This is a genomic window from Actinomadura sp. WMMA1423 (assembly GCF_006547145.1).
In the GTDB taxonomy this organism is placed as follows: domain Bacteria; phylum Actinomycetota; class Actinomycetes; order Streptosporangiales; family Streptosporangiaceae; genus Spirillospora.
The window spans coordinates 3,835,216-3,846,875 of the sequence record NZ_CP041244.1 but is presented as its reverse complement, the minus strand read 5'-3'; the positions used below and the strand labels follow the sequence as shown (position 1 = coordinate 3,846,875).

Genomic DNA, 11,660 nt, shown 5'->3' with positions numbered 1-11,660 from the left:
GTATCCGAACACAGGAAGGGTCGATGAACGATGGTTACGACACTGGTGACGCAGGCGGCCGCGATGCACCCGGGCGGCTGGAACGACGGGGACGCCCCCGCCTTCTGGCCGGTCTTCCCGGTCATGTTCGGCCTGTTCTGGCTGGCGGTGATCGGGACCGCCTTCTACTTCATCCGCCGCCGGATGCACGACGGCGCCGCGGCGGCCAGGGCGGCCGCCGACCCCATGACCAACGCGCGGTCGGTGCTCGCCGAGCGGTTCGCCCGCGGCGAGATCGACGAGGACGAGTACCACACCCGTATGTCAGCCCTCCGCAACAGCGCCTGAGCCGGTCCGGAGCCAGTGCGGGGGCCGCCCCCGCACTGCCCCCTTGCGGGGCCACTCGCGCGGGGATTCAAGTGAGGTCGGCGCTCCGCTCCGGGCGGCGGTCAGTCGGCCGCGGCCTCTTCGAAGATGCGGCCGATCCCGTCCGGGTACATCGGTGCCTGGACGGCGGCGTCGGCGAAGCGGGTGAGCAGGCGCGCGAACTCGGTCCGCTCCCGCTCGGACCAGCCGGTCATCAGCTCGTCGAGGTAGGCGCGGCGGAACCGGTCGGAGACCTGCTTCACGCGCCGCCCGGCCTCGGTCAGCCCGAGGTTGGCGCGGCGCGCGTCCACGGGGGACGGGCGGCGCGAGACCAGGCCGGCGTCGATGGCGTGCCCGACGAGGCGGCTGGCCGTGGACGGGTCGACCTCCAGCCGTTCGGCGACCGCGCCGACCGTGGCCTCGCAGGACGGTTCGTCCGCGGGCCCGCATTCGGTCAGGGCGGCGACCGCGTTCACCACCATCAGGTTCGACAGCTGGAGCGGGCGGCCGTCCGTCGCGCCGGACGTCTGGGCGCGGACGCGCTTGACGAGGTCGGGCTTGGCCCAGACGCGGCGCAGATGGAACAGCGCGGTCGCGATCTCGGTGAGCACGCCGTCGGCGGGCGGTTCGGGAAGGCTCCCGTCCCGGGGCGCGTCCCGCTCGGCGGTCCGTCCCGTGGCGGAGGTCTCCGTCGCCATGCAAGGTCTCCGTTCCATGGACGCCGTCCAGAGGCGCCGGACGCTACGGATCATCCACTCTAACGGATGTAGAGTGCATGTTTTTGGCGGCACGCCGCGCCGGTGGTGCCGATGAGACACACGACGCGAAAGAGCCCCAGGTGAACGGGGATGTGATGCACTGAACCACCGGCGTCCGATCACGGGGAACCGCCGGAACTTGTCGGCCCGGACGCGTAGCATGGCTCCCGCCCGAACCCGGACGACCCGGGATCAGTAACCACAGAGGGGATCTGATGCGAGCGGCGAACGCCCCCGGTGACCCCCGCGGTGACGTCCCCCCGCAGGACCGAACCATGGACGAAGGCCAACCCCCGCGACCTCTGACCGAACCGGGCGCCGCCGAGGCGGAGGACGGGGCCGACGACGCCGCGTTCCGCGCCGGCGGGCTGTCCGAGCGCGACCGCCGGATCCTCGCCTTCGAGCGGCAGTGGTGGAAGTACGCCGGCGCCAAGGAGCAGGCCATCCGCGAGACGTTCGAGATGTCGGCGACGCGGTACTACCAGCTCCTGAACATCCTGATCGACCGGCCCGAGGCGCTGGAGTGCGACCCGATGCTCGTCAAGCGCCTGCGCCGGATGCGGACACAGCGGCAACGCAGCCGCGCCGCGCGGCGGCTCGGCATCCGGCCCTGACCTGACCAACACTGGTCACGTGAACTCTCCCCGCTCTGTGACGGCCGCCGGTACCGACGGCCTCGACGCCATCCGTGAGAACCCGACCGGGGCCGTGCTCGGTTTCGACTTCGACGGCACCCTGGCGCCGATCGTCGACGATCCGGCCTCGGCCAGGGCCCATCCGGACGCCGCGCCGGCCCTGGCCCGGCTGGCCCCGCTGGTCGGCTCGCTGCTGATCGTGACCGGACGTCCCGCCGCCGTGGCCGTGGAGTACGGCGGCTTCGAGGGCATCGACGGGCTCGTCGTCCTCGGGCAGTACGGCCTCGAACGCTGGGAGTCCGGCACGCTGACCGTGCCGGAGCCGCCGCCGGGCGTCGCCGAGGCCCGCGCGAAGCTGCCCGGCGTCCTCGCCGCCGCAGGCGCCCCGCCCGAGACGTTCGTCGAGGACAAGGGGCAGGCGCTCGCCGTCCACACCCGGCGGTGCGCCGAACCGCAGGTCGCGCTCGACCGGCTGCGCGGCGTCCTCGCCGCGCTCGCCGAGCGGACCGGGCTGTCGGTGGAGCCCGGGCGCTACGTCCTCGAACTCCGCCCGCACGGCATGGACAAGGGGAAGGCGCTGCGCTCGTTCCTGGACGACCGCGCGACCCGCCCCTCCGCCGTGCTGTTCGCCGGGGACGACCTCGGCGACCTCGCCGCGTTCGACGCCGTCGACGCGCTGCGCGCCGAGGGCGTGCCCGGCGTCCTGGTGTGCAGCGGCTCGACCGAGGTCACCGCGCTCGCCGAACGGGCGGACCTCGTGGTCGACGGCCCCGCCGGCGTGGTCGACCTCATCGGCTCGCTGGCCGACTCCCTCTCCTGACCCGTCTCCGTCCGCCCCGCCCCCGCGTCCCATCCGGGTCGCGGGGGCGGACTAGTTGTTGGCGAGGTGATAAGAACGCCGCGCCGAGTTGTCGTATCTCGCGAGACTCCGGGGGCCGTTGTGGAACCAGGGTCTAATTAGGCCAAAATATGGTGAATTGTGGGGACTGCGGTTCACGGGGGAGCCGCGCGACGGACATCGGGAGGCTAGACGGTGGACACGGAGCCGGGACTTCCGCGCCGTCCGGGCGACATCAGGCATACGCCGTCCCAGGGCATCCCGAGGGCCACGCCCCGGGAGGGCACGCCCGTCCGGCCTCCGGAGCCCCCGGTGCCGCCGGGCGCCCCGATCCCGCCGGACGCGCCGACGCGTCCGATCGTCCACAACGCACCGTCCGCCTCGACCTCGCAGCCCATCCCGGTCGCGCCGGTCGCGCCGTTCAGCCAGGCCGCACCACCCCGCCAGGGCCCACCGCCCGCGCCCGGTCCGTCTGTGAGCGGTCCGTCTGTGAGCGGTCCGTCTGTGACCGGCCCGTCTTTGACTGGACCGACCGTGACTGGGCCGGCGGCACCGGGCGGTCTGGGAGCACCGGTCGGTCAGGGCCTACCGAGCGTCCCGGGGACGACGACCCGCCAGGGCGTCACGCCCGGTCAGGGAGCAACGCCCGGCCAGGGCCTACCGAGTGCGCCGGGGGCAACGAACGGCCGGGGGCTCCCGGCCGGCCAGGGTCTACCGTCCCGCCGGGGCGTCCCGACCGGGCCGGGGGCATCAGCCGGTCGGGGAGTGCCGTCCGGTCGAGGGGCGCCGACCGAGCCTGTGGGTCCGGCTGCGGGCGGTGGGCAGGAGCCGCCGCGCGTGTGGGGGACGCCGCCGCGGTCGCGTCCCGAGCCGACGCTCGGCGGGTCCGAGTGGGCAGCCGTGCCCGAGGCGCAGGACGCCTACTCCGAACGTGAGGAATGGTCGGCGGCGGGGCCGATGGGCGTCCGCGAGACCAGCGGCATCCAGGTGCGGCTCGGGTCGCGGGAGCGTGAGCGCGAGCGCCGGGAGCGGCGGCGCAAGGGACGCCGCAGCGGACTGGTCGCGGCGGGCGTGCTCGTCCTCGCGGGACTGGTCACGATCGGGCTCGTGCTGACGCCCGGCTCCGGCGACGAGGGCGGCACGACGGCCGCGCCCGCGGCCGGGGAGCGGGCGCCGGGCGCCGCCGAACTGCCCCCCGCGGGCCCGCCCATCACGATCGGCACCGCAGACGGGGCCAGGTACAGGATCGCCGCGGTGACGTCCGGCATCAGCGACGGGGTGGTGACGTCGTTCCAGTCCACGCCGCCGTCCGGGACGTCGTTCCCCTACATCGAGTACATCCTCTCCAACCCGACCGGCGAGAGGGTCCTGCTCGACTTCCCGGGCGACGTGTTCGTGCGGCGCGACCTCGTCACGCCGCAGGCGCGCGGACGCTGCATGCCGCAGGCGGGCGTCCCCGAGACGATGTGCACGCCGCCGACCAACAGCCAGGTCGTGCGGCGGCTCGCGGGCGGCGCGCTGGTCGCGGGGGACGGCGGCGACAAGTACCTCCCGCCCGGCGCGGCGTACCTGGTCCGCGCGACGGTGGACGTTCCGGTCGACCGGCGCGTCAGGCGCGCGGACATGGGCCTGTACGTGTGGAAGCAGCTCTACATGGCCGACCAGCTGGCCAAGCAGGCGCCCTTCCCGAACGGGAAGTGAAACCGCCGTGGCCCGGTGGGCCACGGCGGTTCCGGTCGTCGTTCCCCGGGGTCACTCGGCCTCGGGGTCATCGGCGAGGATCCCGTAGAGGCGGCGGCGGGCGTCGTTGACCACGTCCAGCGCGCGCGCCTTCTGCGCCTCGCTGCCCACGGCCATCACCTGCTGAAGGGCTCCCATCAGCTGCCCGATGGCCTCGCGTCCGCGCATGACGTTCTCGCCGGCGGCCTCGGTGACCTCGTCCCAGGGGGCCGTGGTCTGCGCCGAAGCCTCCTCGCGGCCCGCGTCGGTGAGGGAGAACAGCCGCTTGCCGCCCTCCTCCTCGCTGCTGACCAGGCCCTCGTCCTCCAGCATCTGGAGGGTCGGGTAGACCGAGCCGGGGCTCGGCCGCCAGACGCCGCCGGTGCGGCCGTCCAGCTCCTGGATCATCTCGTAGCCGTGCATCGCCCGCTCGGCCAGCAGGGCGAGCAGCGCCGCCCGGACGTTGCCGCGCCGGGTGCGCCGCCCGCGTCCGCCGCGCCCGCGGTGGCCGGGACCGAAGCCGGGGCCGCCGGGTCCCCACGGGCCGAAGGGGTCGCCGCGGCGCCCCCGCTCCTTGGGGCCTCGGAAGCCGCCGCGTCCTCTCATCGTGTGCTCGTGCATCGCAGTCTCCTTAACTAGTGATCGGTTGCGATGCCTCAACGATATATCGGTAACCTGTCGCGATACAACAAATGTGACGTGAATCACTCCGGGCCATGCCCGCCCTGAACGAGACCAGGCGCGGAGCAGAGGTGCTCCGCGCCTGGATGCGCGCTCTCGTGGTACCGGTCAGGACGGGGTCAGGGCGCGGTGACCTTCAGGTTGTCGAGGATGTCCTTGGTGGCGTCGCGGTCGTCGGCCTCCTTGACGCGGATCCACAGGCCGAACTTGCCGGCCTTGTCCTTGAGGCCGACCTCGGTGACCGACGGCGTGCCGGTCTTGCACGCGGTGAAGCGGGTGATCGTCCCGCTGAGGGCGCCGTCCGGTGTGGTGTAGTTCTCCGGCGCGGCCTTCGTGCACTGCGGGTGGACGGCGGCGCTCGGCGGCGGGAGCTGCCCGGGACGCAGGTCGGTGGTCACGCCGACGAACACGCCGGGGCCCTTGCCGTTGCCAATGAACGCGGCCTTGTCGGGGGTCGCGCGCAGCACCGGCCGCGCCTGGCCGTCGGTGAGGCCGACGGCCGAGGGCGTCCAGGTCTCCTCCTGCTGCTTCGGCCACGCCTTCGGCACCGCGGTCTTGATCTTGCCCGCGCCGTCGGAGACCGCGACGAAGTCCTTCGGGATCGCCGGCGCCTTCTTCTTGCCGTCCTTGCCCTTCCCGCCGTCGTCGCCGCCGGAGAACATCATGCCGAGCGCCAGCCCGCCGACCACCGCGACCACCAGCACGACCGCCGTGATGATCAGCGGCGTGACGAACTTCCTCGGCGCGCCGCCGCCCCGCGGCCCGCCCTGCCCGCCGCCCTGGACCGGCCCTGGCGGGGGAGGCTGGAAGCCGGTGGGAGGCGGCCCGTAAGGCTGCTGGCCGCCGGGCCCCATCTGCTGCATCGGGCCGGCGTTCTGCGGCGGCTGCTGGGGCTGGAACACGGCCGTCTTGCCCTCGTCCGGCGGCTGCGCCTGCGGCTGGGGCGGGGGCCGGTAGGCGATCGTCCGGTCGTTGTCGTTGTCCGGGGCGGTGGGCTGCTCCGCCTGCCCGAACGGGGTGGAGCGCCCGCCGGGCCGGTCGACGACCGTCACCTCGTCGGAGGACGGAGCGGGCGGCGGCACGCGCATCTCGGACGTGTGGAGGTCGTCCTCACCGGCCTGGTCGAGCCGCGTCCGCATCTCCGCCGGAGCGCCCTGGCCCGCCGGGGCGCCCTGGCCCGCCGGGGCGCCCCGGGCGGGACCGGGCCGCGGCGCCGGGCCGGGCTGCTGCGGGACCGGCCGCGGTTGCTGGGCCTGGAGGCCCTCGTGGTAGAAGTCCTGGACGGTCGCGTCCGCGTCGACCTGCGGCGAAGCGGACGCCGGCGCCGCGCCGGGCGCCGCGGCCTGCCCGGACGTCGGCCGCAGCGTGGACAGCGCCTCCGCGAACGCCTCGGCGGTCGGCCACCGCTTCTCCCGCTCGACCTCCAGCGCCCGCAGGATCACCTGGTCGAACGCGGGGGACAGCCCCTCGCGCAGCTCGCTCGGCGCTTTCTTGACCGGCGCCGGGCCCGGGGCCCGCCCGGTGAGCATGTGGTATGTCAGCGCGCCCAGGCCGTACACGTCGGCGCGGACGTCCAGCCCGCCGCCGAACCGCGCCTGCTCGGGCGACATGTAGCCGGGGGTGCCGACCGGGAGGGTGAACGCCCCGGACGCGTGGGCGAGCGCCTTGGCGAGGCCGAGGTCGGCGATGAGCAGCTTCTCGCCGCCGTCCGGCGTCGACTGGAAGAGCACGTTGGACGGCTTCAGGTCGCGGTGGATGACGCCCAGCGTGTTGATCACCTCGACGCCGTAGGCGATCTGTTCGGCGAGCGCCACGGCCTCGCTGACCGGAAGTGGCCGTTCACGCATTCGATCGCCGAGCGTTCCGAGGTCCGCGTACGACATCACGAAGTAGGGGCGCCCGTCAGGGAGCTCGCCGATGTCGTGGACGCGGACGAGTCGCTCCGAGTCGGCGCGGCGCAGGATCCGGGCCTCCTCGAGGAACCTGTTGCGCACGTCCAGATCGTCGATCAGGCTGCCGTTCAGGACCTTTATCGCGACCTGCGACTCGAGGGCGTCGTCGTGACCCAGCCATACAGAGGCGAACGCCCCCGAACCCAGGACGCGATCGATCCGGTAACGGCCAACTGATGGTGGGAAAGACACTCCCGTATCATCCCAACAACGGGGTGAGCACGCGAACGAGCATTGAGGCGGCATGGCATTCGACGAGAGGACCGAGGAGCTGGCGGTCAAGGCCGCGCAGGGCGACCAGGGTGCCCTCAACGAGCTCCTCCGCAGGATCGAGCCGGACGTGCTGCGGCACAGCTCCCGGTTCCTGCCCTGCCGGCAGGACGCCGAGGAGGCATGCCAGGACGCGCTGCTCCAGGTCGCGCGGAACATCCACCGGTTCGAGGGCCGGTCGCGTTTCAGCACCTGGCTGCACGTCGTCGTCGCCAACTCCGCCCGCTCCACCTACCGGTCGCTGAAGCGGCGCTCGGTCGAGCAGGCGGGCGAACTCCCGCAGCAGCGCCCCGACCCGCGCCGGACCAGCGTCATCGCCGGGTCCCGGGTCGACATCCTCGACGCCATGGAGGACCTGGAGGCCCGCAAGCCCGACCTCATCCAGGCCCTCGTGCTGCGGGACGTCTCGCAGCTGGAGTACGCGGAGATCGCCGAGCAGCTCAAGCTCCCGCTCGGCACGGTCAAGTCCCGCATCCACGAGGCGCGCAAGCAGGTCAGGCAGACGCTCGGCGAGTCCTACACGTGACGGCGCCCGTCAAAGCTGGGTAAGCGGAGGGCAACGGTGCGTGCATAGCCGGGGCTCCCGACGGGCCCCTGGACCAGCATGCGTGCATGTCACCTGGACCGGCCCTCCGTCAAGAACGCCCGATCTTCGTCTTCGGCTGCCCCCGCTCGGGCACGACGCTGCTGCGGCTGATGCTGCACTCGCACGCCCGCATCGCGATCCCGGCGGAGACCAGGTTCGTCCTGCCCGTCTACACGGCGCGGTGCGACTTCGGTGACCTCAGGGAGAGTGAGAACAGGCGGAAGCTCGCCGAGTGGATCACCAAGGAGCGGTCCACCAAGGTGGGGGCGCTCGGCATGGACGCGGACGCGCTCGTCGACGAGATCGTCAACGGCCCGCCGACGCTCGGCTCCGCCGTCGGCACCGTCTTCCGCGCCTACGCCCGGCTGCACGGCAAGCCCCGCTGGGGCGACAAGCGGCCGAGCTACTCCCAGCACGTCGGGCCGCTGTTGCGGATGTTTCCCGACGCCCAGTTCGTCCACCTCGTCCGGGACGGCCGGGACTGCGTCGCGTCGCTCATGGAGATGCCCTGGTTCGACGCCGACGTCCACCACGCGATCTCCGCCTGGCGGGAGACGATCGACCGCGGCCGCCGGCTCGCCGAGCGTCTCGGCCCGGACTCCTACTACGAACTCCAGTACGAGCGGCTCGTCGCCGACCCCGCCGACGAGCTGACCCGGCTCTGCGGGTTCCTCGGCGAGGACTTCGACCCCGCCATGGTCCACCAGGAGAGCCTCGCGAAGCGGATCGTCCCGTCCAGCAAGAAATGGCACGGACGGACGCACGACGCCGTCACCACCAACCGCGTCGGCTCCTGGGCCGAACGCCTCGACGCCTGGGAGATCAGCCTCGCCGAGGCCGCGTTCGGCGAGCGGCTCGCCGAGTACGGCTACGAGCCGAGCGGCCTGCCGAAGCCGGCCGCGTCCCACCTCGCCCGCTTCACCCGCACCGCCGCCCACCGCCGCATGGCGCAGAGCAAGGCCGCCCTGCGCGAACGCTGGCGCCAGCACCACGAACCGAACCCCGTCGAGTGCCTCCTGCCCGCCGAACAATCCGCCGGCACCGCCCCCTGAGGGTCATGGTGGGGGGTGACCCCCACGGCCCCTCAGTCGAGGGCGGCCAGCTGGTCGGCGAACCACTGCTGGGGCGGGAGCGCGGTCGCGGCCTCGGCCAGGCGGGCGCAGCGCTCGGCTCGCCGGGCGCGCGGCATGAGCAGGGCCTGGTGCAGGGTCTCGGCCGTCTGCGACACGTCGTAGGGGTTGACCACCAGCGCGTCCTCGGAGAGCTCCGCGGCCGCGCCCGCCTCCCTCGACAGCACCAGCGCGCAGCCCTGCCGCGACAGGACGGGCCCCTCCTTCGCGACCAGGTTCATGCCGTCGCGGATCGGGTTGACGAGCAGGACGTCGGCCAGGCCGTAGGCGGCGAGGGAGCGCGGGTAGTCGTCGTTCACCTGGAGGATCAGCGGATCCCACCCGGCCGTGCCGAACTCCTCGGAGATCTGCTCGGCCATGCGCTGGACGGACGCGGTGTACTCCCGGTACTCGGGCAGGTCGTAGCGCGACGGGTAGGCGAACGCCAGGTGCACCACGCGGCCGCGCCACTCGGGATGGTTGACGAGCATCTCCCGGTAGGCGGCGAGCCCGCGCACGATGTTCTTTGACAGCTCCGTCCGGTCGATCCGCACGATGAGCTGGCGGTCGCCCACCTGTTCGCGCAGCGCGCGCGCCCGCTCGACGACGTCCTGCTCGGCGGCGCGTTGGCGCAGCGCCGTCCCGTCGACGCCGAGGCCGTGCACGCCCACGCGCGTGGTGTGGCCCGAGCAGGTGACGGTGCGGGCCACGCGGTCGACGCGTGCGCCCGGCAGCAGTTCGCAGCAGTCGAGGAAGGCCGACGCCCACCGCTCGGTGAGGAAGCCGGCGTGGTCCGCGCCGAGGATGCCGAGGAGGACCTGCGCGCCGATGTCGTCCGGGAGCAGCCTGAAGTACTCCGGGGGCGCCCAGGGCGTGTGGGAGAAGTGAACGATCTTCAGGTCGGGGCGCCGGTCGCGCAGCATCCGCGGGGCCAGCGAGAGGTGGTAGTCCTGGATCGCCGCCTTCGCGCCCTGGGAGGCGTCGCGCGCGAGGGCGTCCGCGAAGGCCGCGTTGTACGCCTCGTACGACTGCCAGTCGCGCCGGGCGCGGGCGTCGAAGTGCGGGCTGCGCGGTGTGTCGTACAGCAGGTGGTGGACGAACCACAGCGTCGAGTTGGCGACGCCGTTGTAGGCGCGGTCGAAGGTCGCCGCCGGGATGTCGAGCATCCGCACCGCGGCCCCGCCGGTCTCGTAGCCGGCGAGGTCGAGGCGCCCGTCCGGCGAGCGGCGCGCGGCCGTGCGGTCGGCCTCGCCGAGGCTCGCGCACACCCAGAGCACGTCGGCGTCCCCGGCGGACGGCTCCGGCGCCGTCCCGGCGGGACGCGGCGGGCCGGGGTCGCGCGGGGCGCCCGTGACGGCGGCGAGGCCCGACACGAGGCCGCCGCCTCCGCGCCGCATGGTGAGCCCGCCGTCGTCCGACAGCGAGAACGACACCGGCCCCCGGTTCGAGGCCACCAGCACTTGGCTCATAGGGGAAAGGGTCTCAGTTGGGACCGAGGGGCATCAAAGTGACCCGCGAGGTCGCCGCGAAGGCCCGCGCTTGTGCCCTAAGCCCGATTAGTCATCCGCCCAAGGGGTATCCGGCGGCAATGAGCAAGTCCGAGACGACGAAAACCGTGCTCGTCGCCGGTGCCGCGAACCTCATCCTCGCGATCACGAAGCTGGTCGCCGGCCTGCTGGCCGGGTCCAGCGCCATGCTCGCGGAGAGCGCGCACTCGGTGGCGGACACCCTCAACCAGGGCTTTCTCTTCACCTCGCTCCGGCGCAGCGAGCGGCCCCCCGACAAGCGCCACCCCTTCGGCTACGGCAACGAGCGGTACGTGTGGTCGCTGCTCGCCGCGTTCGGCATCTTCGTGGCCGGCGCCGGGTTCTCGATCTTCGAAGGCATCCTGACCATGACCGGCCACGGCGGCACCGGGACGACCGTGTGGCTCGCCTACGCCGTCCTCGCCCTCGGCGCGGTGCTGGAGGGCGCGTCCTGGATCCGCGCCTTCTACCAGGCGAAGAAGGAGACGCGCGAGAACGACCGCGACCTCGTCGAGCACGTCCGCAAGTCGCCCGACGTGACGTTCAAGACCGCGCTGTTCGAGGACACCGCGGCGATGGTCGGCCTCGCGCTCGCCGCCGGCGGGCTCGCGATGCGCCAGATCACCGGCTCGGAGTTCTGGGACGGGCTCGCGTCCGTCCTCATCGGGGTGCTCCTCGTGTTCCTCGCCTTCGGGATCGGACGCGAGAGCGTGGGACTGCTCATCGGCCAGGCGGCGGACCCGGAGGCGCAGCACAGGATCCGCGCCGAGATCTGCGGCGCGCACGGCGTGACCGGCGTGGACGAGCTGCTCACCATGCACTTCGGCCCCGAGCAGATCCTCGTCGCGGCCAAGGTCCACTTCTCCGACGAGATCAGCGCCGACGAGGCCGAGGACGTCGCGGGGGAGATCGACCGGCGGCTCCGGGAGTGCGTCCCGATCGTCAAGCACGTGTTCCTCGACCCGACCCAGCGCGTGATCAAAAGCCCGGCCGGGTAACGTCTCACTGGCTGGACCCGCCTGTCTGGCATCCGGTCAGTTGATGTAAAGTCACGCATACGAGTTCAAAGCGCTCGTGGATCTACAACTTCATAACGCTCATCCAGAGGGGTGCAGGAAGCGCAGTGGCCGACGGGCCGGTCTTCCAGCTCAGCCCCCGCACAACTTCATATCGCTCATCCAGAGGGGTGCAGGAAGCGCAGTGGCCGACGGGCCGGTCTTCCAGCTCAGCCCCCGCACAAC

Annotated in this window: 11 protein-coding genes; 7 read left to right on the top strand and 4 right to left on the bottom strand. The window is 72.8% G+C overall.

Translation table 11 applies throughout. The features are described 5' to 3' along the window. Positions 1-30: 30 nt before the first annotated feature. Positions 31-327 (top strand): SHOCT domain-containing protein, encoded by a 297-nt coding sequence (locus tag FKD65_RS17755; RefSeq protein ID WP_205718695.1) that lies wholly within the window; start codon positions 31-33, stop codon positions 325-327. 101 nt (positions 328-428) lie between these two features. Here the strand turns inward: FKD65_RS17755 and FKD65_RS17750 are convergent, their stop codons facing one another. Further along, positions 429-1,043 (bottom strand): MarR family winged helix-turn-helix transcriptional regulator, encoded by a 615-nt coding sequence (locus tag FKD65_RS17750; RefSeq protein WP_141578541.1) that lies wholly within the window; start codon positions 1,041-1,043, stop codon positions 429-431. A 335-nt stretch (positions 1,044-1,378) separates the two neighbouring features. Between FKD65_RS17750 and FKD65_RS17745 the strand changes: the two genes are divergently transcribed. The 3 genes from FKD65_RS17745 (at position 1,379) to FKD65_RS17735 (ending at position 4,277) form a co-directional block, all read left to right on the top strand. After that, positions 1,379-1,717 (top strand): DUF3263 domain-containing protein, encoded by a 339-nt coding sequence (locus tag FKD65_RS17745; RefSeq protein WP_141578540.1) that lies wholly within the window; start codon positions 1,379-1,381, stop codon positions 1,715-1,717. Positions 1,718-1,736: 19 nt separating this feature from the next. Beyond that, a complete protein-coding gene (gene otsB, locus FKD65_RS17740) occupies positions 1,737-2,558 on the top strand; it encodes a trehalose-phosphatase (RefSeq protein WP_168221082.1) in 822 nt (273 codons plus the stop codon). Between the two features lie 855 nt (positions 2,559-3,413). Continuing rightward, positions 3,414-4,277: a hypothetical protein gene (locus FKD65_RS17735; protein ID WP_141578539.1), complete on the top strand. Its 864-nt coding sequence runs from the start codon at positions 3,414-3,416 to the stop codon at positions 4,275-4,277. A gap of 51 nt (positions 4,278-4,328) precedes the next feature. Here the strand turns inward: FKD65_RS17735 and FKD65_RS17730 are convergent, their stop codons facing one another. Together FKD65_RS17730 and FKD65_RS17725 are read right to left on the bottom strand one after the other, a co-directional pair. Further along, complete coding sequence (locus FKD65_RS17730; RefSeq protein ID WP_141578538.1) at positions 4,329-4,916, bottom strand: PadR family transcriptional regulator; 588 nt, start codon at positions 4,914-4,916, stop codon at positions 4,329-4,331. Positions 4,917-5,095: 179 nt separating this feature from the next. After that, positions 5,096-7,120, bottom strand: a complete 2,025-nt coding sequence (locus FKD65_RS17725) for a serine/threonine-protein kinase (RefSeq protein WP_240810208.1) — start codon at positions 7,118-7,120, stop codon at positions 5,096-5,098. Positions 7,121-7,172: 52 nt separating this feature from the next. Here FKD65_RS17725 and FKD65_RS17720 point away from each other — a divergent pair, with 52 nt between their 5' ends. Next, positions 7,173-7,724, top strand: coding sequence for an RNA polymerase sigma factor (locus tag FKD65_RS17720; RefSeq protein ID WP_141578537.1), 552 nt, complete (start codon positions 7,173-7,175; stop codon positions 7,722-7,724). Between the two features lie 86 nt (positions 7,725-7,810). Continuing rightward, complete coding sequence (locus tag FKD65_RS17715) at positions 7,811-8,836, top strand: sulfotransferase (protein ID WP_141578536.1); 1,026 nt, start codon at positions 7,811-7,813, stop codon at positions 8,834-8,836. A 32-nt stretch (positions 8,837-8,868) separates the two neighbouring features. Here the strand turns inward: FKD65_RS17715 and FKD65_RS17710 are convergent, their stop codons facing one another. Beyond that, positions 8,869-10,362, bottom strand: coding sequence for a trehalose-6-phosphate synthase (locus FKD65_RS17710; RefSeq protein ID WP_141578535.1), 1,494 nt, complete (start codon positions 10,360-10,362; stop codon positions 8,869-8,871). A gap of 119 nt (positions 10,363-10,481) precedes the next feature. Here FKD65_RS17710 and FKD65_RS17705 point away from each other — a divergent pair, with 119 nt between their 5' ends. Continuing rightward, a complete protein-coding gene (locus FKD65_RS17705) occupies positions 10,482-11,417 on the top strand; it encodes a cation diffusion facilitator family transporter (RefSeq protein ID WP_141578534.1) in 936 nt (311 codons plus the stop codon). Positions 11,418-11,660: the final 243 nt, after the last annotated feature.

Bases quoted from the DNA above. Each gene is read 5' to 3' on its own strand.
- FKD65_RS17755 (WP_205718695.1), top strand. From the start codon at position 31: ATGGTTACGACACTGGTGACGCAGGCGGCCGCGATGCACCCGGGCGGC.
- FKD65_RS17750 (WP_141578541.1), bottom strand. From the start codon at position 1,043: ATGGCGACGGAGACCTCCGCCACGGGACGGACCGCCGAGCGGGACGCG.
- FKD65_RS17745 (WP_141578540.1), top strand. From the start codon at position 1,379: ATGGACGAAGGCCAACCCCCGCGACCTCTGACCGAACCGGGCGCCGCC.
- FKD65_RS17730 (WP_141578538.1), bottom strand. From the start codon at position 4,916: ATGCACGAGCACACGATGAGAGGACGCGGCGGCTTCCGAGGCCCCAAG.
- FKD65_RS17720 (WP_141578537.1), top strand. From the start codon at position 7,173: ATGGCATTCGACGAGAGGACCGAGGAGCTGGCGGTCAAGGCCGCGCAG.
- FKD65_RS17715 (WP_141578536.1), top strand. From the start codon at position 7,811: ATGTCACCTGGACCGGCCCTCCGTCAAGAACGCCCGATCTTCGTCTTC.
- FKD65_RS17710 (WP_141578535.1), bottom strand. From the start codon at position 10,362: ATGAGCCAAGTGCTGGTGGCCTCGAACCGGGGGCCGGTGTCGTTCTCG.
- FKD65_RS17705 (WP_141578534.1), top strand. From the start codon at position 10,482: ATGAGCAAGTCCGAGACGACGAAAACCGTGCTCGTCGCCGGTGCCGCG.